The sequence below is a fragment of the Photorhabdus sp. HUG-39 genome (assembly GCF_963878365.1).
Taxonomy (GTDB): domain Bacteria; phylum Pseudomonadota; class Gammaproteobacteria; order Enterobacterales; family Enterobacteriaceae; genus Photorhabdus; species Photorhabdus kayaii.
Window position 1 is genome coordinate 17,568 of record NZ_CAWNWY010000010.1, and the last position, 18,862, is coordinate 36,429.

General features: G+C 42.3%; 22 protein-coding genes. 8 read left to right on the plus strand and 14 right to left on the minus strand.

What is annotated here, in order from left to right; translation table 11 throughout:
* Nucleotides 1-41: 41 nt before the first annotated feature.
* The 3 genes from AAC155_RS08615 to rfaQ are packed head-to-tail and all read right to left on the minus strand — an operon-like array spanning nucleotide 42 to nucleotide 3,336.
* Entirely contained in the window at nucleotides 42-1,145 is a 1,104-nt protein-coding gene (locus AAC155_RS08615) for a glycosyltransferase (protein WP_113041807.1), read from the minus strand.
* Complete coding sequence (locus AAC155_RS08620) at nucleotides 1,142-2,275, minus strand: glycosyltransferase family 4 protein (protein ID WP_113041808.1); 1,134 nt, start codon at nucleotides 2,273-2,275, stop codon at nucleotides 1,142-1,144. The genes AAC155_RS08615 and AAC155_RS08620 overlap by 4 nt, the downstream gene beginning before the upstream one ends.
* Complete coding sequence (gene rfaQ / locus AAC155_RS08625; protein WP_113041809.1) at nucleotides 2,272-3,336, minus strand: putative lipopolysaccharide heptosyltransferase III; 1,065 nt, start codon at nucleotides 3,334-3,336, stop codon at nucleotides 2,272-2,274. The genes AAC155_RS08620 and rfaQ overlap by 4 nt, the downstream gene beginning before the upstream one ends.
* Before the next feature lie 229 nt (nucleotides 3,337-3,565).
* On the opposite strand from rfaQ, the gene waaA reads away from it, so the two are divergent.
* The 3 genes from waaA to coaD are packed head-to-tail and all read left to right on the plus strand — an operon-like array spanning nucleotide 3,566 to nucleotide 6,099.
* Complete coding sequence (waaA, locus tag AAC155_RS08630) at nucleotides 3,566-4,843, plus strand: lipid IV(A) 3-deoxy-D-manno-octulosonic acid transferase (protein ID WP_113041810.1); 1,278 nt, start codon at nucleotides 3,566-3,568, stop codon at nucleotides 4,841-4,843.
* The gene (locus AAC155_RS08635; RefSeq protein ID WP_113041811.1) at nucleotides 4,844-5,617 is read left to right on the plus strand and encodes a glycosyltransferase family 2 protein; all 774 of its coding nucleotides are present in this window, start codon (nucleotides 4,844-4,846) and stop codon (nucleotides 5,615-5,617) included.
* Nucleotides 5,617-6,099 (plus strand): pantetheine-phosphate adenylyltransferase, encoded by a 483-nt coding sequence (coaD, locus tag AAC155_RS08640; RefSeq protein ID WP_113041812.1) that lies wholly within the window; start codon nucleotides 5,617-5,619, stop codon nucleotides 6,097-6,099. The genes AAC155_RS08635 and coaD overlap by 1 nt, the downstream gene beginning before the upstream one ends.
* Nucleotides 6,100-6,173: 74 nt before the next feature.
* Here coaD and mutM read toward each other — a convergent pair whose 3' ends face one another.
* A complete protein-coding gene (gene mutM / locus AAC155_RS08645) occupies nucleotides 6,174-6,983 on the minus strand; it encodes a bifunctional DNA-formamidopyrimidine glycosylase/DNA-(apurinic or apyrimidinic site) lyase (protein ID WP_113041813.1) in 810 nt (269 codons plus the stop codon).
* Nucleotides 6,984-7,102: 119 nt separating this feature from the next.
* Between mutM and rfaL the strand changes: the two genes are divergently transcribed.
* On the plus strand, nucleotides 7,103-8,320 hold the full coding sequence (gene rfaL, locus AAC155_RS08650) for an O-antigen ligase RfaL (RefSeq protein WP_113041881.1): 1,218 nt from the start codon (nucleotides 7,103-7,105) through the stop codon (nucleotides 8,318-8,320).
* Between the two features lie 19 nt (nucleotides 8,321-8,339).
* Here rfaL and AAC155_RS08655 read toward each other — a convergent pair whose 3' ends face one another.
* From AAC155_RS08655 to radC, 8 genes are all read right to left on the minus strand, one after another.
* Nucleotides 8,340-9,515, minus strand: coding sequence for a glycosyltransferase family 4 protein (locus AAC155_RS08655; RefSeq protein WP_113041814.1), 1,176 nt, complete (start codon nucleotides 9,513-9,515; stop codon nucleotides 8,340-8,342).
* On the minus strand, nucleotides 9,496-10,614 hold the full coding sequence (locus AAC155_RS08660; protein WP_113041815.1) for a glycosyltransferase family 4 protein: 1,119 nt from the start codon (nucleotides 10,612-10,614) through the stop codon (nucleotides 9,496-9,498). Before AAC155_RS08660 ends, AAC155_RS08655 begins: the two co-directional genes overlap by 20 nt.
* Nucleotides 10,595-11,617 carry a glycosyltransferase family 9 protein gene (locus AAC155_RS08665; RefSeq protein ID WP_113041816.1) on the minus strand — a complete coding sequence of 341 codons (1,023 nt, stop codon included), beginning with the start codon at nucleotides 11,615-11,617 and terminating at the stop codon, nucleotides 10,595-10,597. Before AAC155_RS08665 ends, AAC155_RS08660 begins: the two co-directional genes overlap by 20 nt.
* A gap of 187 nt (nucleotides 11,618-11,804) precedes the next feature.
* Nucleotides 11,805-12,926 (minus strand): glycosyltransferase family 4 protein, encoded by a 1,122-nt coding sequence (locus AAC155_RS08670; RefSeq protein WP_113041817.1) that lies wholly within the window; start codon nucleotides 12,924-12,926, stop codon nucleotides 11,805-11,807.
* Nucleotides 12,908-13,057 (minus strand): hypothetical protein, encoded by a 150-nt coding sequence (locus AAC155_RS08675; RefSeq protein WP_158536525.1) that lies wholly within the window; start codon nucleotides 13,055-13,057, stop codon nucleotides 12,908-12,910. Before AAC155_RS08675 ends, AAC155_RS08670 begins: the two co-directional genes overlap by 19 nt.
* Before the next feature lie 166 nt (nucleotides 13,058-13,223).
* Nucleotides 13,224-13,391, minus strand: coding sequence for a 50S ribosomal protein L33 (rpmG, locus tag AAC155_RS08680; RefSeq protein ID WP_010847629.1), 168 nt, complete (start codon nucleotides 13,389-13,391; stop codon nucleotides 13,224-13,226).
* Between the two features lie 11 nt (nucleotides 13,392-13,402).
* A complete protein-coding gene (gene rpmB, locus AAC155_RS08685) occupies nucleotides 13,403-13,639 on the minus strand; it encodes a 50S ribosomal protein L28 (protein ID WP_011148921.1) in 237 nt (78 codons plus the stop codon).
* A gap of 239 nt (nucleotides 13,640-13,878) precedes the next feature.
* Nucleotides 13,879-14,571 (minus strand): RadC family protein, encoded by a 693-nt coding sequence (gene radC, locus AAC155_RS08690; RefSeq protein WP_088372679.1) that lies wholly within the window; start codon nucleotides 14,569-14,571, stop codon nucleotides 13,879-13,881.
* Nucleotides 14,572-14,768: 197 nt separating this feature from the next.
* Between radC and coaBC the strand changes: the two genes are divergently transcribed.
* The 4 genes from coaBC to slmA all read left to right on the plus strand — a co-directional run bounded on the left by coaBC (nucleotide 14,769) and on the right by slmA (nucleotide 17,262).
* On the plus strand, nucleotides 14,769-15,986 hold the full coding sequence (gene coaBC / locus AAC155_RS08695; RefSeq protein ID WP_113041818.1) for a bifunctional phosphopantothenoylcysteine decarboxylase/phosphopantothenate--cysteine ligase CoaBC: 1,218 nt from the start codon (nucleotides 14,769-14,771) through the stop codon (nucleotides 15,984-15,986).
* On the plus strand, nucleotides 15,964-16,422 hold the full coding sequence (gene dut / locus AAC155_RS08700; RefSeq protein ID WP_113041819.1) for a dUTP diphosphatase: 459 nt from the start codon (nucleotides 15,964-15,966) through the stop codon (nucleotides 16,420-16,422). Before coaBC ends, dut begins: the two co-directional genes overlap by 23 nt.
* A 91-nt stretch (nucleotides 16,423-16,513) precedes the next feature.
* Nucleotides 16,514-16,645: a hypothetical protein gene (locus AAC155_RS08705; protein WP_262405130.1), complete on the plus strand. Its 132-nt coding sequence runs from the start codon at nucleotides 16,514-16,516 to the stop codon at nucleotides 16,643-16,645.
* Nucleotides 16,646-16,662: 17 nt separating this feature from the next.
* Nucleotides 16,663-17,262, plus strand: a complete 600-nt coding sequence (gene slmA / locus AAC155_RS08710) for a nucleoid occlusion factor SlmA (protein WP_112877832.1) — start codon at nucleotides 16,663-16,665, stop codon at nucleotides 17,260-17,262.
* 60 nt (nucleotides 17,263-17,322) lie between these two features.
* Here the strand turns inward: slmA and pyrE are convergent, their stop codons facing one another.
* Both pyrE and rph read right to left on the minus strand, forming a co-directional pair.
* On the minus strand, nucleotides 17,323-17,964 hold the full coding sequence (gene pyrE, locus AAC155_RS08715) for an orotate phosphoribosyltransferase (RefSeq protein ID WP_113041820.1): 642 nt from the start codon (nucleotides 17,962-17,964) through the stop codon (nucleotides 17,323-17,325).
* A gap of 84 nt (nucleotides 17,965-18,048) precedes the next feature.
* Nucleotides 18,049-18,777, minus strand: coding sequence for a ribonuclease PH (gene rph / locus AAC155_RS08720; RefSeq protein WP_113041821.1), 729 nt, complete (start codon nucleotides 18,775-18,777; stop codon nucleotides 18,049-18,051).
* Between the last annotated feature and the right edge of the window lie 85 nt (nucleotides 18,778-18,862).

The following is an 18,862-nucleotide window of genomic DNA, read 5'->3' on the forward strand; positions in this document are numbered from 1 at the left end:
TTATCCTAATAACCAAACTTGAAAAGCGCATCTAACCTCTCTTACTTCTTAATTAAAGATAGATATTTTGCCAAAATAATATCTAAATCAAACTTCTTATACATATCCTCAGTAATTACAGGCGGCTCATAGTAGACAAACTTCATTTTTTCTGCCAGTGAATCAGTTGTTAGCTCTGATTTATATTTTTCTAGCTCACCAACCATAATTTCATTAACACCGCCGGGACACATCGTGCTAACAATGGGAGTATCACAAATCAACGATTCAATTAACACATTCCCTAATCCTTCACTGTCAGAACTCAAAACAACCGCTTTAGCTCCACGGATAACAGGTAATGGATTTTCAAGGAACCCCGTTAAAATAACTTTAGACTGTAAGTTTAAATCCACAATCTTCTGCTTTATCTGTTGAGTAATAGCCTCATCTCCGTGACCAACAATCAATAACTTACATGGAATATCTGCTTTCGCAAACGCTTCTAATAAACGATCGTGCCGCTTAACTCGGTGAAATCTACCAACATGTAATAAATAGGTTTCATCCGAATATAGGTTATTTTGCAGCGATTTTTCTTTAATCTCTGGGATGTTGAAAGGGTTATAAATCGTCACCATTTCATTAGGTGTAAGTAACAAATTATTCTTTAAATCTTTCCCTACAGCATCAGATACACAAATTAAATTCCGGTTATTATATGTCCACTTGATTTTTTGTTTCTTGATCCAGCGAGATAATCCCGTCTTATTACCAAGATATGAGTTTGAAAATACGCCATGAATACAAAACCATACATTTAACCCCGCTAACACTTTTGATTGCACGACAATACGATCAGTTTTATGCAAGTTTGAGACAATCAGCGTAGGGATTCCCTTGCGAAGAAAAACTTTTTCTAAAACCTTATCCATAGATTTAGCCCTACGGCAAATCTCAGTCTGTCTTCTAAAAGGCCCTTTATATCCATCAACATCAATGATCAGTTCAATACCACTCGGTACTGAATATTCACATTTCTCTGCCAAAGAGAGCAGCGTAACATCATATCCTCTCTGTTGCAGACCATCACAAAGCCGGATAGTGACATTTTCCGCACCGCCACCAGGTAATCCATCAATGATAAATAATATATGTCCTTTCATGATGATGAGAGCACCTTTTCGTATAATTCAATGAGCTGTTGTGATAAATGTTCCGGTGTATAACAGAGTATTCCTGTTCTCGCTAATTCTGACATTTTATTATTCAAATGATTCGAAGGCGTATTCTGAATAGCTTCCGTAATATCTGAAACAGCCAAAGCATCACATACAAACCCGTTATTCCCAGAGGTAATAAATTCAGCGCCACCACATGTCGTACTGGTTATTACCGGCAGCCCGCAAGCCATTGCCTCCAGTATCACATTTGGAAACGGATCATATAAGGTCGGTAGCAACAAACCATCTGCAAGCTGATAAAAAGGCAATGTCCTTTTCTGAACTCCCATAAACCTGATGCGCTCATTACATCCCAGTGAATTAGCTAACTGCTTATATTTTTTCTCTTCTTTATCCTGCCCCACAACGATTAAATAAGCATCAGTCGCGCTCACTGCCTGAATCGCGGCTTTTAATCCCTTTCGCTCAAACCCCGAACCAACATAAACTAAACATTTAGCCTGCAAGGGAAGGTTATGCTCTTTCCTTAATTGTGTTCTCTGAGATTCCGTTGCCGGGAAAAATTGTTTATTGTCTATCGAATTATAAATAACCGATATTTTTTCCTCAGAAAGCCCAAAATCCGTCATGACCTCCCTTTTTACCATTTCCGAGTTACAAATAACCCTTTTTAATTCCGGTGCCGAATACATCTTTTGCTCAGCATCCATCACATAACGATGGTAACGACTCGTAAAAAGTAATTTGCTCCGCCAAGGAGATAAAACACGCGCACGCTGCTGTAGCCAGCGCTGATGAACGCCGTCACCCGCACGATAAATATCACAACCGGCAATGCGTTCATGGCTTTGAACAAGATCAAATTGCTCTTGTTCCCATATTGTTTTGGCAGCTTTGGCAAATCCTCTCTCACGGCTGATGCGCCCCCATTTATGAGGATTTGCTAAATGAACATGCCAATCAGGATTAACGTCTCCCTGCCAGGAACGCGTAATAACGTTAAGCGCCAAATTTTCATTCCCTAAAGCCTCTAAGGCACGGGAGACAAAACGTTCTGCACCACCATCCGGACGATATTTCTGCCGAACAATTGCAAGACGTACTAATTTCATAATAAATTTCTCCGGGCGGCAGCAATAACCATCTCACTGGGAATGACATTCAGATAACGTATATCCGTTTTAGTATCAACATCATCAGGATCAGGTAAATCACCATAATCACCAGCCCAAATAACTTCACCTTTCGCTTCCCACGGACGCCAGAATACTAACTTTGATGGCCCAAATAAAGCGATACCCGGTGTTTTTAGCGCAGCTGCCATATGCATAGCAACAGAATCCATCCCGATGAATAAATTGGCCCCATCAATCAGCGCTGCAAGTTGAGGCAAAGTTAATTGGCCGGCAAAAGAAATCACTCTCTCTTCTGGGCAATTTGATAAAATCTTCTCTACCATCTCTTCCTCCTTACGATCTGGCCCGGAGGTAACAACGATTGTCCAACCATCAGACTGTAATGCATTAATCGTTTCGCTCATCTTTTTTTCATCCCAACATTTAAAAAACCAGCGGGATGTTGGTTGCACAACAATATATTTTTGATCTACACCATGCTTATCAAAAAGCATCAAAACAGCCTCTTTATCCTGCTGGCGGTAACTCATCGTCACTGTCGTGTTGATTAATGGAAGATTTAACAGTGAAAGAGCTGACAAATTTTGCTCAACAATATGCAAAAATTGACTATGCTCTGTCGGCACAAGATTTGTGAAACATTTTTTCCAAAATAGGCTGCGTCGTTTTGCTAAATCAAACCCAATACGCACTTTTGCGCCAGTAAATCGTGTCACAAATGCACTATACCATTGATCAGTAAGATTAATAACCAGGTCGTATTGACGATGCCTTAATCGTTTAAGCAATCTCCATTCATGCCCCAAATGTGTTTTAATTCCCTGTTTCTTCCATTGTCTATTTATAGAAAATAGATTATCCACAGCAGAAAAATTAGCCAATATTGGTTCAGTTTCTTTGTAGAGTAAGACATCAATTTCCACCGCTGGATAATTATCCTTAAGGGTATTAATAACCGGTGTAATTAATAATACATCACCATGATGTCGTAACTTTATTATTAGAATACGGTCAAATTGAGTGTATAATTTACTCATTGCATTCCCAGTATAAAGATACAGATAAAAGAGAAAACTGCCGCAACCATGTGCAGAAGCTGCAAAAAATCCACTCTACCTTCACATATAATAGAAGCACGATCTTACGCAAAAATCCTCATTTACCTCTCCAATTCTGTTCAGATCCTAGAAGCCATACGCATTTTCATACTTTCTTTGAAGCAATGTGATACTATTGACACTAATTTATATAAGTGAATTTGATAGAATGTTACTGCGTTTATATCAGGTACTTCTCTACCTTATCCAACCTCTGATTTGGTTGCGTTTATTGCTCCGCAGCCGCCAAGCCCCTGCTTACCGTCAGCGCTGGGGTGAACGCTACGGTTTCTGTGCCGGTAAAGTTACCGCTGGAGGCATCCTGCTCCATTCCGTTTCCGTTGGTGAAACGTTGGCCGCCATCCCTTTAGTCAGAGCCTTGCGCCATCACTATCCTTTTTTACCGATTACCGTGACAACGATGACGCCAACGGGCTCAGAAAGAGTGCTTTCTGCTCTGGGAAATGATGTTAATCACGTCTATTTGCCATACGATCTCCCCGGTTCTATGGAGCGCTTTCTCAATCAAGTTAATCCAAAGTTAGTCATTATTATGGAAACAGAACTTTGGCCTAATCTGATTTTCCAACTTCACCAACGTAACATTCCTCTGGTCATTGCTAATGCCCGTTTGTCTGCACGTTCCGCTGAGGGATATCAAAAAGTAGGGAATTTCATAAAAACAATTTTGCGCAGCATTACCTTAATTGCCGCTCAGAATCCGGAAGATGGTGAACGTTTTGTTGAACTGGGTCTAAAGCGCTCTCAACTGACTATCACTGGCAGTTTGAAATTCGATATCTCAGTAACACCTGAATTGGCAGCCAAAGCAGTGACATTACGGCGCCAATGGGCTGCTCGCCGTCCTGTCTGGATAGCCACCAGCACCCATGATGGAGAAGAGAGTATTATTCTAGATGCTCATTGCAAGTTACTGAAACAATGTCCAAGCCTGCTGCTGATCCTGGTACCACGCCACCCTGAACGTTTTATTAAAGCTGAAGAATTAACAAAGAAAGCCGGACTCAGCTATATTCTTCGCAGTTCTGATAAAATCCCTGACGCCAATATTCAGGTAGTTATCGGCAATACTATGGGGGAACTGATGCTGCTCTATGGTATTGCCGATCTGGCTTTTGTTGGTGGCAGCCTGGTTGAACGTGGCGGCCACAACCCGCTAGAAGCGGCAGCCCATGCTATTCCGGTGCTGATGGGTCCTCATACCTTTAACTTTAAGGATATCTGCACCAAGCTGAATCAGGCTAATGGTCTGATTACCGTTACGGACAGCCACTCTTTATTCACCGAGATCAATAGCTTACTGACTGACGAAGATTATCGTCTGTATTATGGTCGCCACGCAGCAGAAGTACTGCATGAAAATCAGGGGGCTCTTCAACGTCTACTTAAACTGCTGGAACCCTATCTCCCACCTCGGAGCCACTGAATGAGTGACAAAAAACGTCTTTCTGTTGTCATGATCGCTAAGAATTCAGCGGATCTGATAGCAGATTGTCTGACCTCAGTCCGTTGGGCTGATGAAATCATCGTACTCGATTCGGGTAGTTCAGACGATACCTGTCAGATAGCACAGGCAATGGGTGCAAAAGTATTCTCCAATACTCACTGGCCGGGATTTGGTCGTCAGCGTCAGCTAGCTCAGCAATACGCTTCTGGTGATTATATTTTTATGATCGATACTGATGAACGCGTAACATCAGAACTCAGAGCATCCATAGAACAGACTCTGGCCCATATTGATAACAATAAAGTCTACAGTTGTGCCCGCCGGAACTTGTTCCTTGGCCGCTTTATGAAACACAGCGGCTGGTACCCAGATAGGGTCATTCGTCTCTACGCCCGTGATCGTTATCAATACAATGATAATCAAGTGCATGAATCCCTTGAAACTCATGGCGCTCCAGTCGTTATTTTGCAAGGGGATTTACTTCATCTTACTTGCCGTGATTTGATGGAATTTCAGAGAAAACAGCTAAATTATGCTAAAGCCTGGGCAGAACAGCGCGATGAACAAGGTAAACAGTGCAGTTATTTCTCAATTTTCAGTCACACTTTTGGGGCTTTCTTTAAAACCTGGCTGTTGCGAGCTGGCTTTCTTGATGGTAAACAAGGGTTAGTGTTGGCTATTGTCAATGCTCAATATACGTTTAATAAGTACGCCGCATTGTGGGAAAAGAGACAACAAAAGGGTAAAAATTGATGAAAACCAAAGCCATTTATCCCGGAACATTTGATCCCGTTACCTACGGTCATATCGATATCGTCACCCGCGCCGCGGATATGTTTGACCATGTTCTATTTGCTATCGCCAACAGTGCCAGAAAGAATCCTATGTTTACTCTGGATGAGCGCATTACCTTGGCAAAAGAGGTGATCTCACATCTGGATAATGTGGAGGTGGTAGGTTTCTGTGAATTAATGGCTAATTTTGCAAAAAAACAACAAGCAAATATTCTTATTCGTGGCCTTCGTTCAGTATCTGATTTTGAGTATGAATGGCAGCTTGCCAATATGAACCGCCACTTTATGCCGGAATTAGAGAGCGTTTTTCTGCTGCCATCACAAAATCTCTCGTTTGTCTCTTCATCCTTGATTAAAGATGTCGCTCTCCACGATGGCGATATCTCATCATTCCTGCCAGAACCTGTCGCCCAAGCTATGCTAAAAAAACTGGGCAAGTAATTTACTCCGTTCACTGGAGGCGGCACACAGTAGAATATTCCCTATGCAACGCCTCCCCTAACTATCCGATATCACTAATACTGACAGTGACGGCAAAAGAAAGTACTGCGCTGCCCAAGCTTAATACTCTCTATTTTTCCACCACAAATTCGACATGGTTCTCCTGCTCTGCCATAAACAAACAATTCCTGAGCAAAATAGCCCGGTTTACCATCAGATTGCAGGAAATCTCTGAGTGTCGTACCACCCCGCTCAATAGATCGTTGTAGAACCTTCTTAATCGTTTCCGCCAGTAAATTAGCTTCACGCTCAGTTAAAGTATGCGCGGGACGATCCGGCTGAATATGGGCAGTAAACAACGCTTCATTTGCATAGATATTACCAACGCCAACAACCAGTTTATTATCCATTAGCCAGGGTTTAATCAAGGTTTTTTTATTACTGGATCGGGTGTAGAGATAAGAACCATTAAAATCATCAGAAAGTGGCTCAGGCCCTAAATGAGCCAATACCGAGCACCGTTCGAGATCATCACTCCATAACCACGCACCAAATCGTCTGGGATCGGTATAACGCAAAACCTTACCATCTGCCATCACTAAATCCACATGATCATGTTTCTCCGCAGGGCGTTCCTCTGGCAAGATACGCAAGCTGCCCGACATCCCCAAATGGACAATAATCCAACCACTTGCCAGTTCAATCAGCAAATATTTGGCCCGGCGTTGAATGCTAAGCACAAGCTGGTCACTCAACTTCATAATTTCTTCCGCCACCGGCCAACGTAGCCGACCATTCCTGACAACCGCATACTGGATCACATTCCCTACCAGATGTGGTTCTATTCCCCTCCGGCTGGTTTCTACTTCTGGTAGTTCTGGCATGGTGATAACTCCTAACTATGTATATTGCTTAAACTCTATTGCATCTGAGCAGATTAAGATAATCTTTTCATGTATTATTTCCAACTAAACTCAACAGAAATGAAAGCAGATTTATGAATATGTTTAATATTAAAAGTCGTGATAAAAGGTCATTATGGAATTTATCCATCATTGGGATTTATATAGCCCTTGTTTATCTACCTGATATAACGAGATATAAAAATCTGGTTATCGTGCTTATTAGCATTACAGCACTAACCTATCTAGTGACAGATTTTCGTCAAGTGATGCGCTCCATGCGTAATTCACTGTTTCTATCCATTTTATTATTCATCGTAGCAATGTTCTATTCAGTAGCAATTTCCGTCAATCCTGCATTGAGTTTTCAAGAGATGAATAAACCTATCTTAAATGGGCTATTATTGTTCAGTTTTACTTTTCCTGTGGTGCTGTACAAAGAAAATAAAGAAAGTATTGCCAAAATGATTCTGTACTCATTTGCCATTGGTATGCTGGCAATATGCCTAACTGATATTGGTAAATACATTATTAACTACAATAAAGGTGAAATGCCTTTTACTAACTTCAACCACCGAGAATTTTCTTACGGTTTTATTTTCTATTTTCCGGTCTTACTTTGTACTTGGGCATTGTGGAAGAAACATACCTTAGTGAGTTGGCTGATACTGGCTGTTGCTTCCGCTATCAGTCTGTTTTTGTTATTAGGTACCTTAGCTCGTGGCGCTTGGGTCGCCATTGCCGTCATCACTGCTTTTATCATCATCATTAATCGAGAATGGAAGCTGACCATAATAGCGAGTTTAATCCTTAGTTTTTCAGTTGTACTTTCTCACACTACGATCATAACTAATGAAAATACTAAATTATTATTTTGGAAACTTACTCAAACTGATAGCAGCCATCGTTATAAAAATGGTACACAAGGGGCTGCTTTTGAGTTGATTTTAGAGAACCCAATCAAAGGCTACGGTTATGGCAATAAAGTCTATCATCAGGTCTACAATGAACGAGTTGCCGACTATCCAGACTGGATATATCGCACATCCATCGGCCCCCACAATATCTTTCTGGCACTCTGGTTTGCTGGTGGAATCATTGGTTTGATTACCACTTTGCTGATGACCTTCTCAGCGCTGTACACGGGTAGCCATATTATTAGCCGTAACAATGGTGTAATAAAGCAAGCCAGTATTATTCTACTGACGGGATTTATCGGATTGTTTATTGTCCGAGGAGCCTTTGAAAATACCTATATCAATGAAATAGGTATTCTATTCGGTCTGATGATTGCTCTATATCAGCAGAAAAACGATTAATATATTATCAAACCGATTATTATGCAGAAATATCCTTTGATATTGTCTGCATAATAAGCTTTGCTCTCTGCTCCCAATTAAAACGCTCTGTCACCAACATTTTTGCATAACTAACTTGTGACTTAACTTTTTCTGGATTATCCCTCAGTAACTGAATCTGTTGAGCAAAACTTTCTGCATTCTCACTGTCAGCAAAACTGACCGCATTTTCATCAGCCACATCACGAATAGAAAGAAAATCAGAGATAACCACAGGCTTATCCATCGCCATATATTCAAATAATTTTAGTGGCGAAGTATAGCGACTGCCAATGCTGGTTTTAGTTAATGGCAACAGACAAATATCATTATCTGCAATTATCTGAAAACGTAATTTAGGTTGAATAAACCCAAGAAAATTGATTTTATCGCCAACCCCCATTTGCTGAGCAATCTGCCGCAATTGCTGAATTTGCCCTGGTTCACCACCAGCAATATTCAATACTGCATTCTCAAGATAAGCCATCGCTTTGATCGCCGTTGGAACACCTTTCCAACGATGCAAGCTGCCCAAATAAAGGATCTGAGTTGGTAATTCACCATCGTCTGATACACGTTTATCTAATGACATCGACTCGACTGCCAACATATCCACACCATCTGGCGCAATAACTATTGGCGTACTGACATTATATTCACTAATAATATCATCACTGAGTAACGACGTCAGAACGAAAATAATCCTGGACTGGCGATAAACAAAGTGTTCAATTTCTCTTAGCCTCTGATATTTACGCTGATTTTTATTTTCACTTAAATCATGCGATTCTTTAAATGATTGGGCAAAAATCTCATGACTTTCAAAAAATAGCGGAATTTCTGGATGTTCACACAATAAATACTTTGCCATTTTCAGATTACGGGTAAAAACGGCATCTACCCCATTTCTCTTCAACCAATGGGAAACCTGGAAATAGAACATTTTTTGGGTATTGAATGGAAAATACCATTTACGCCGGATATTGCGTAAAGATATCAGTCTAACTGATGGTGATAATGAGCGCCCCAAGATCTCTTCTGCGGTATTTTTACCTTCAGGCGTAACCAAATATACGTAGGCTCCCTGGCGAGCAAACGCATCAACATTCTGCAAAATTTGCAATGATGCTACCCGATAATCAGGAACCGGATAGGGATCAATATAAGCAATCTTCATTATTTATCGCTTTCAGTAAACGATTTGCCGAATGCTCCCAGGTATACATTGTTTCAATCCGTTGACGAGCTGCTTTTCCCATTTTTGGCCCCCTGTCTGGTTGAGACAATAAAAAATTAACCGCATCGACAATTGCTGAAGCATCGCCTGGCGTGACTAAAATACCCGAATTATTTTCGTTACCGACAACTTCAGGTATGCCTCCAATATAACTAGCAATCACCGGTCTGCCACACGCCATCGCTTCCGCAATTGTGATACCAAACGCTTCATCACCAATACTGGGGAAAATCCCGGCATCACCAGCAGCATAATATTCAGGCAACTGATCATGTCCTACCGGTGGATGGAAAATTATCTGTTTTTCCAGCCGTAATAGCGCAACCCGCTTTTCTAAGCGTTTCAGATCTTCACCTGACCCGATGATCAGCAATTTAACATCTTTATCCTGTAGCTGAGCCATTGCATCAATAGCAACATGCATGCCTTTCCAGCCAACCAACCTGCCGGCAAAGGTCAGCAAAAATGTTTTATCACTGATCCCAAGACGCGTTCTGACAGAAGAGTCTATCGGCCTGAATTTATTAATATCAACACCATTGTAAATCACCTTCGGGAATTGTTTAAAATGGTGCTGAATCTGCCAGGCATTAAAATGGCTGCATGCCACCCAAGCTGAAATTCGCTTACTCAGCTTTCTGTCACCCTTGAAAAAACTGGTGCCACCGCTCATATAGCAAAATTTAGTGCGGCTCTCTTTTGGCATCATTCGAGGCCAGAAAAAATCAAATGGTTTAGTCAGAATAACCCAGTCAAAATCCTCAGTAACAACTGTATCGCGAGCATGGCGAGCAAATGAGTAACGTTCAATAATACGTTGAAAACGTCGACCAATGTTAATGACTTTCTCCCTGGGAATAAATGGAAAAGTGTGAACCTGAATTGCTCTCCCATTGAGTTCTGGTTGAACATTACCCTTTCCACCAAAAATATGGATCTCATGACCGGCATCAGTCAACGCTTTCGCAAGTTCCCAGACTGCCGTCTGAATACCACCGTAAGACATAGTTACCGTGACATCAACCAAACCTATTTTCATCTTTTCTTCCTGACAACTTAGTTTCTAGTAACTTTTGCGTTGCCTGCCAGACTTGTTCAACAGATATTGCAGACATCGAGTCTTTGCGTGTGGCTTGCATATAGTGAACCGGATGTTCAATAACCACCAAATGAGAATGCTGCTGAGGTGCCAAAAAGCGGCCTGGGTGGAAACTATGATACATAGCAACCATCGGGATACCTAATGCGCCGGCTAAGTGGGTCGGCCCTGTATCAACACCAATGTACAAATCAAGTTGACTCATTATTGCTGCATTCTGTCGCATTGTCAGTCTACCAGCCAATGAAGTACACTTTTCAGCCCCTAACCTTTTTGCCAGTGACTGTGCAGCAATTTTACCGTCAACACTGCCTAATAACATAATATGTGACTGGGGATAACGGCTACAAATGTGTTGCGCTAATTGGTAAAAATGTTCAACCGGCCAATCACGATAAGCTTTTGCCGGGAAACTTTGTAACTGAAAACCAATCAGGAGCTTGTTCTCTAAATGATACTGCCGTATAAAACCATCAGCAAAGTGTAACTCCTGTTCACTCACACAATAATTCAACCGCCAGTCATTGACCTCAACATCTACCGCGCTAGCAAGCATGGCCCGTTCCTGTTGAGCAGGCATCAACATCTTTGGCTTTTCCACAGTCAGCCAATCAGATTGCAACGCGGACTTATCTGAAAATGAAACCGTTAAGTGTGATTTACGTTTCGCATACTGCAATAAAGGTTTATCGTCACTATATACTAAAGCCAGATCATAATGTTTACGGGTAAACCAACCACACCAGTTTGCCTTACCTTTCGAAAAAGCAGTCAATTTATTGATATCACTTATATTTTCAAGGATCTGTTTAGTCCTTTTATGAGCCATAACATCAATATTCGCACCAGGCCATTTCTGCTTTAAAGCACGAATCACCGGCGTTACCAATAAGGTATCACCGAAACGTGCTATAACAATGACCAGAATATTTTTGATCTGCATAAGACAATTATCTAATTAATCTGCCATAAAATTCAACAAAATATACAAAAAACCATTTTGTATACGATTGACCACAACAAGGTGATTTAACTAATAATTAACTTTAAAGTAATTTAATATCAATAAGTTGAACATTACCTAAAACCATAAGCCGAAGAATAAGGACCAGAATAAATCCTAAATAATGTTAACGTTTTTTACCTTTAATGCTGTGAAAAAAGATATTTTCCATTTTATCCAACATCTTATCCATGCCAAATAAAGCCATTGCACGCTCTAATGAAGAATGGCTGAATTGCAAACGCAGTTCATTATTATGAATCAATAACTCTAAACTTTTCGTCAATAACTCTGTATTTCTGGGTTCCACGATATAACCCGTTTCACCATCAACTACCGCTTCGGTAATTGCACCAACGGAGGTTGATACAACAGGTATCCCACACGCCATTGCTTGCATAATGCCTTGTGGCACGCCTTCATTACCAAAAGAAGGTAATGCAAATAAATCCATCGCATTCAAACAATCAGGAACATCCTGACGGTTACCTAAAAAAATGACACTGTTTGACAAACCTTCTCGCTTTACTAAAGGTTCCAATGACTTACGTTGTGGACCATCACCAACAAACAAAAGTTGCCAATCAGGATATTTCTGGTGCAGAACTTTCCAGCTTTCCAACAGATAGCGATGCCCTTTCCAGGTTCTCATGGTCGCAACGACACCTAATGTCGGTTTATCTTGAATCCCAATCCGCTGACGGCAAACTTTCTTATCTTCCGGTCGGAAACGATCTAAATCGATGCCGGTAGGCACTGATGTCATATGCTGTAATGGATAACGATTATCGGCATGCAGATGTTGGCGTAGTTTTTCGCCTGTAGTCGCAATATGCTGGCACGCTTTCAAATACAACCAACGAGTTGATATTGAATTAGAAACATGAGTAGAAACATGCCTGGTTCTAACCATTGGCGGCATATGCCTTAACGTTGCACAAGCCACAGCAACCAACCATGCATCCGTCGAGCTATGTGTATTAATAACGTCAAATTGACGGCCTTCTTTTTTCAACCAACGACGCATAGCAAGAAAGCAGGACCGCCGCTTTTTTTCAATCGGCAGGGCTACGGCCGGCACACCATAAGATTTTGCTTCACGGTAGATATTAGAACTAGGACAACAGACAATAACCACCTTGTGTCCACGTTTTATCATTCCTTGGGATTCCGTCAGGATTCGGATCTCCTGACCACCCCAACCACAAGATGATTCTGTATGTAAAATATTTAGTTTTTCTTTAGCCATTTCGGTTTCATATCTAGCCTACCGGAAAGCGTTAGTATAGCGAAACCGTATCTTACGTCTACGAATAACAGGATATACCCGTTATCTTTCAAGTTGCCTCTTTGTTGGCTGCGCTCGCTCACCCCGGTCACATCGTTATCTATGCTCCCGGGGATTCACTCCCTTGCCGTCGCGCTCCATCTTGAAATCCATAGGGTATATATATGAAATGTAGAGAAGAATCAGTGAATATCTGTTAAAACTCTTCAGACAACAAAAAACCCAGCCTAGGCCGGGTTTTTATCAAATCAACCAAAATTATTTAATCTTGGCTTCTTTATACATAACATGCTGACGAACAACTGGATCAAATTTTTTCATTTCCAGTTTCTCAGGCATAGTACGCTTGTTCTTCGTAGTGGTATAGAAGTGACCAGTACCAGCCGAAGAAACTAGCTTAATTTTATCGCGAATACCTTTAGCCATTTTTCAGCTCCTTAGTACTTCTCACCGCGGGTACGAAGCTCAGCCAAAACTGCATCGATACCCTTCTTATCAATCACACGCATACCTTTAACAGATACACGCAGAGTCACAAAACGCTTCTCGGACTCAACCCAGAAACGGTGGGAATGCAGGTTAGGCAGAAAACGACGCTTAGTCGCATTCAATGCATGAGAGCGGTTGTTACCACTCATCGGGCGTTTGCCAGTAACTTGGCAGACTCGGGACATGTCTATTCTCCAAAAATCAAATCAGCTCGAGCTTTGTATTGGGTATGGCCGCCTCGTCAGGCTTAGGAGCCTATCTCAGCAAATTCCACTGAAAAGACTCACATTTACTCAGAAAATGTGCTGAGATAGGCTCTTCTCGCCAAACCAAAGATCCTCAAAGGTGGCGTAGTATACGCCCTCAATCGCTGACGCTCAAGTCCCGCACAACCAAAGATCCATAAGGATCTTGAAAAAGTTAGCTAAATCCATCCTCGCTCAGCAAATGAAACACAACATTGCCGGCCAATAACCAGATGATCCAGCACTTTTACACCAACCAAATTACAGGCATCAATTACTTTATCTGTAACAATCTTATCTGCCAAACTTGGTTCTGCATGACCTGATGGATGATTATGAGCCAAAATAACGGATGAAGCATTCACCTTTATCGCTGATCGGACAATTTCACGAGGATGGACTTCAACTTTATTAATGGTGCCTTTAAACATCTCCTCATGACAGATGACTCTATTTTGATTATTGAGAAACAACACAACAAATATTTCTCTATCGCGCCCTGATAATAGGTTTTGCAAATACTCTTGAGTCACACTTGGACTACTCATAATATCCTCATGCATGAATTGGCTGGAAAAAAAACGCTTTGCCAGTTCTGCAATAGCCTGTAATTGTGCATACTTAGCCAATCCCATCCCTTTATGAGAACAAAAAGTGTCATAATCAGCAGAGAGCAAATGGTACAAAGATCCAAATTCTTTCAGTAGAAATTCAGCCATTCGTAAAACAGGAAGTCCTCTGGTCCCGGTACGTAAAAAAATAGCCAGTAACTCAGCATCTGTCAGAGAAACCGAACCATAAGCCAACAATTTTTCTCTGGGAGCTAAATTTGAATATATTTCTCCTGTATTTTCAGCAACATCAACTCCCATATATTCATCTCCCTGCCCTATTTCACCTGATACAAACAGTATTCCATGCCTTAAACATCAGGGCGAATATCATATTCAGGAGCTGCGTAGCCGCTCGCAAACTTATCCTTTTTTACAATCAAAGCTCAGACTCTGCTCAACTCTGTAATTTCTTGTGATAAAATCTTGGCCCCTTGCAACTTAATATTCGGACAATCATGATGGCAGGACTTTCCGGCAAACAGATTGTGCTCGGTATCAGCGGAGGAATAGCCGCTTACAAAACTCCCGAGCTAGTACGCCGCCTGCGTGATCGCGGCGCACAAGTACGTGTAGTGATGACACCAGCAGCAGAAGCGTTTATTACACCAATGACGTTGCAGGCGGTTTCTGGTTATCCCGTTTCCGATGACTTGTTAGATCCGGCAGCAGAAGCTGCCATGGGGCATATTGAACTTGGCAAATGGGCTGATATGATTATTCTCGCCCCAGCTACCGCTGATTTACTGGCACGCCTGGTAGTCGGTATGGCAAATGATCTCGTAACAACTGTCTGTTTGGCCTCCCCAGCCCCAATTGCCGCCGTACCCGCAATGAATCAACAAATGTTTCTAGCTCAAGCGACGCAACATAATCTCAAGCGCCTTGAAGAACGGGGCGTTCTCCTGTGGGGACCGGACAACGGCAGCCAAGCTTGTGGTGACGTTGGTCCCGGCAGGATGCTAAATCCCATGGCGATTGTCGAACTCGCTGAACAACATTTTCAAGCAAGCCAAGATTTAGCTCACCTAAAACTTGCTATTACCGCCGGACCAACCCGTGAAGCGCTGGATCCCGTCCGCTTTATCAGTAATCACAGCTCCGGCAAAATGGGGTTTGCTATCGCCCAAGCTGCGGCAACACGTGGTGCAGAAGTCACCCTGATCACTGGCCCCGTTAATTTACCGACACCCCCGGGAGTCAAACGAATCGACGTCACCAGCGCTCTGGAAATGAACGAACAAGTACAAGCAATAGCAGGTTCACAGAATATCTTCATTGGTTGTGCTGCGGTTGCAGACTATCGCGCTAAACAGATTGCCTCAGAAAAAATTAAAAAACAGGGTGATGAGATCACTTTTACCCTGATCAAAAACCCGGATATTGTTGCCAATGTAGCAGCAATGCAAGAAAACCGCCCTTTTGTGGTTGGATTTGCGGCTGAAACCCAGAATGTGGAAGAATACGCACGAAAAAAACTGAACCAAAAACATTTGGATCTGATTTGTGCAAACGATGTATCCCTAACTGGCCACGGCTTTAACAGCGATACTAATGCATTACATTTGTTCTGGCATGAGGGAGAAATCCGCTTACCTCATAGTAATAAGTTATTACTCAGCCACCATTTATTAGACGAGATAGTCAGACGCTATGATGAAAAAAATCGACGTTAAAATTCTTAACCCACGTATCGGGAAGGAATTTCCTTTGCCAACTTACGCCACACCGGGTTCCGCAGGTTTAGATTTACGCGCTTGCCTGGACAATGCGGTAGAACTGGCTCCAGGACAAACAGAACTGCTTCCAACCGGGCTTGCTATTCATATTGGTGATGAACAACTGGCAGCCGTTATTCTGCCCCGTTCAGGCCTTGGACATAAACATGGTGTCGTTCTGGGTAATCTAGTGGGTTTGATCGATTCTGATTACCAAGGTCAGCTAATGGTTTCCGTCTGGAATCGTGGTGATAAAGCTTTCACTATCCAACCAGGCGAACGTATCGCTCAGATGGTTTTTGTACCCGTCGTTCAGGCCCAATTTAATCTGGTAGAAGATTTTGAAGCCAGCGAAAGAGGCAGCGGTGGTTTTGGTCATTCCGGTCGCCAATAAATCTCTGTAAGACCATACCGTTTATACCCTATGGATTTCAAGATGCATCGCGGCGGCAAGGGAGTGAATCCCCGGGAGCATAGATAACGATGTGACCAGGGTGAGCGAGTGCAGCCAACAAAGAGGCAACTTGAAAGATGGCGGGTATAACCCATTATCATATTCTTTGCTCAAAATGCCATTGAGCAAAGAATTACTGATTTGTTTGTTTTGCTGTTCTTAACAAAGGTCTTGTCAGACATGGCAGAAAACGAAAATACAAAGAAAAGAAACAGACGCGAAGAGATCTTGCAGGCGCTGGCGCATATGTTGCAATCCAGTGATGGTAGCCATCGAATCACTACTGCTAAACTAGCCGCCAACGTAGGCGTTTCCGAAGCTGCCCTATACCGGCATTTTCCTAGTAAAACCCGGATGTTTGACAGCCTGATAGAGTTCATTGAAGATTCATTAATTTCACGGATTAACCTGATCCTGCAAGATGAAAAAGATACCATAACTCGTATTCGCCTGATATTGATCCTGATTTTGGGTTTTTCAGAAAAAAACCCAGGTCTGACCCGCATCATGACCGGTCATGCTCTAATGTTTGAACAAAACCGGCTGCAAGGGCGCATAAATCAATTATTTGAACGAATTGAAGTACAGATCCGTCAAGTTTTAAAAGAGAAAAAATTACGTGATGGGCAAGGTTTCAGTTATGATGAATCGTTATTAGCTTCTCAGTTACTCGCATTTTGTGAAGGGATGCTTTCACGTTTTGTACGCTCTGAGTTCCACTATCGTCCAACCCAGGAATTTGAAGCACGCTGGCCATTATTACTGGCTCAGCTACAATAAGTTATTCTACTACTCACCCCGCCCGTTATTGGGCGAGGGCTTTTTTTTGAAGCTTATCTATCAGATACCGTACTGCACACGATAGGCTTTTACTGCATCCAGATGAGCTTTCATCTCTGGCTGACCACTCAAATAATTAATCAAATCATTCAAGGTAATAATAGAAGACACTTTGCAACCATAATCCCTTTCAACTTCCTGAATTGCCGAGATTTCACCGTTCCCACGTTCCTGACGATCAAGACAAATCATCACGCCGGCAAGTGTCGCACTATGCTGCTTGATAATCTCCATCGATTCACGGATAGCTGTACCTGCGGTAATAACATCATCAACCAGAACAACATTACCTTTAAGTGGGCTACCAACCAAAGTACCACCTTCACCATGATCTTTAGCTTCTTTACGGTTAAAACAATATGGCATATCAATATCATGATGCTCTGCCAGTGCCACTGCCGTTGTCGTTGCAATTGGAATACCCTTGTAAGCAGGTCCGAATAACAAATCGCACTGAATACCGCTATCCAACAATGCTGCTGCATAAAAATGCCCGATTAACGCCAAATCACGCCCAGTATTAAACAGCCCGGCATTAAAAAAATACGGGCTTTTACGTCCTGATTTCAGGGTAAATTCCCCAAATTTCAGTACCTGTTTTTTTAGCGCAAGCTCGATAAATTCGCGCTGATAGGCTTTCATTGGTGTCTCTCCTCTTTTTGAGTCATAGTTATCGTCATACAACAGGCATAAAAAAGGCGACTATCACGTCGCCTGATCAATTTATTATTTTAATGCATTTTGTTTTAACGCATTTCTCTGCGCATCAAAAATATCCTCTAATCCTCCCTTGGCAAGGGCCAATAAGGATAACAACTCATCATGACTAAATGGTTCGCCTTCCGCAGTGCCTTGCACTTCAATCATCCTGCCATCTTCCATCATCACGACGTTCATATCAGTTTCAGCGGTGGAATCTTCCACATATTCCAGATCACAACGACCTTCACCATCCACAATGCCAACAGAGACCGCAGCAACCATTGATTTCAGAGGACTCTCTTTCAGCTTGCCTGCTTCAACCATTTTATTCAACGCATCAACTAGCGCGACACAAGCACCCGTAATAGAAGCTGTACGGGTACCGCCATCAGCCTGAATAACATCACAATCCAGTGTAATGGTGTATTCACCCAGTTTTTTCAGATCAACAGCGGCGCGTAGCGAACGGGCAATTAAACGCTGGATTTCCATCGTACGGCCGCCCTGTTTGCCTTTAGCTGCTTCACGGGCATTTCGGGTATGAGTAGAACGCGGTAACATGCCATATTCAGCCGTCACCCAGCCCTGCCCCTGACCTTTCAAGAAACGAGGAACGCCTTCTTCAACGGAGGCATTACATAACACTTTAGTATCGCCAAACTCTACTAGAACCGAACCTTCCGCGTGCTTAGTATAATGACGGGTTATAGTGATAGGACGCACTTGTTCTGCCGCTCTTCCTGTTGGGCGCATAGTGTTATCTCCGTTGTTAAATCATTATTGGGGGCGCATTATACGGCCTAACAGAGCTAATTCCTATCCTGCATCTACAACGAGC

What these genes read in the sequence shown, in the direction of transcription:
- AAC155_RS08615 (WP_113041807.1), bottom strand. Translation starts at nt 1,145, where the DNA reads ATGAAAGGACATATATTATTTATCATTGATGGATTACCTGGTGGCGGT.
- AAC155_RS08620 (WP_113041808.1), bottom strand. Translation starts at nt 2,275, where the DNA reads ATGAAATTAGTACGTCTTGCAATTGTTCGGCAGAAATATCGTCCGGAT.
- rfaQ (WP_113041809.1), bottom strand. Translation starts at nt 3,336, where the DNA reads ATGAGTAAATTATACACTCAATTTGACCGTATTCTAATAATAAAGTTA.
- waaA (WP_113041810.1), top strand. Translation starts at nt 3,566, where the DNA reads ATGTTACTGCGTTTATATCAGGTACTTCTCTACCTTATCCAACCTCTG.
- AAC155_RS08635 (WP_113041811.1), top strand. Translation starts at nt 4,844, where the DNA reads ATGAGTGACAAAAAACGTCTTTCTGTTGTCATGATCGCTAAGAATTCA.
- coaD (WP_113041812.1), top strand. Translation starts at nt 5,617, where the DNA reads ATGAAAACCAAAGCCATTTATCCCGGAACATTTGATCCCGTTACCTAC.
- mutM (WP_113041813.1), bottom strand. Translation starts at nt 6,983, where the DNA reads ATGCCAGAACTACCAGAAGTAGAAACCAGCCGGAGGGGAATAGAACCA.
- rfaL (WP_113041881.1), top strand. Translation starts at nt 7,103, where the DNA reads ATGTTTAATATTAAAAGTCGTGATAAAAGGTCATTATGGAATTTATCC.
- AAC155_RS08655 (WP_113041814.1), bottom strand. Translation starts at nt 9,515, where the DNA reads ATGAAGATTGCTTATATTGATCCCTATCCGGTTCCTGATTATCGGGTA.
- AAC155_RS08660 (WP_113041815.1), bottom strand. Translation starts at nt 10,614, where the DNA reads ATGAAAATAGGTTTGGTTGATGTCACGGTAACTATGTCTTACGGTGGT.
- AAC155_RS08665 (WP_113041816.1), bottom strand. Translation starts at nt 11,617, where the DNA reads ATGCAGATCAAAAATATTCTGGTCATTGTTATAGCACGTTTCGGTGAT.
- AAC155_RS08670 (WP_113041817.1), bottom strand. Translation starts at nt 12,926, where the DNA reads ATGGCTAAAGAAAAACTAAATATTTTACATACAGAATCATCTTGTGGT.
- rpmG (WP_010847629.1), bottom strand. Translation starts at nt 13,391, where the DNA reads ATGGCTAAAGGTATTCGCGATAAAATTAAGCTAGTTTCTTCGGCTGGT.
- rpmB (WP_011148921.1), bottom strand. Translation starts at nt 13,639, where the DNA reads ATGTCCCGAGTCTGCCAAGTTACTGGCAAACGCCCGATGAGTGGTAAC.
- radC (WP_088372679.1), bottom strand. Translation starts at nt 14,571, where the DNA reads ATGGGAGTTGATGTTGCTGAAAATACAGGAGAAATATATTCAAATTTA.
- coaBC (WP_113041818.1), top strand. Translation starts at nt 14,769, where the DNA reads ATGATGGCAGGACTTTCCGGCAAACAGATTGTGCTCGGTATCAGCGGA.
- dut (WP_113041819.1), top strand. Translation starts at nt 15,964, where the DNA reads ATGATGAAAAAAATCGACGTTAAAATTCTTAACCCACGTATCGGGAAG.
- slmA (WP_112877832.1), top strand. Translation starts at nt 16,663, where the DNA reads ATGGCAGAAAACGAAAATACAAAGAAAAGAAACAGACGCGAAGAGATC.
- pyrE (WP_113041820.1), bottom strand. Translation starts at nt 17,964, where the DNA reads ATGAAAGCCTATCAGCGCGAATTTATCGAGCTTGCGCTAAAAAAACAG.
- rph (WP_113041821.1), bottom strand. Translation starts at nt 18,777, where the DNA reads ATGCGCCCAACAGGAAGAGCGGCAGAACAAGTGCGTCCTATCACTATA.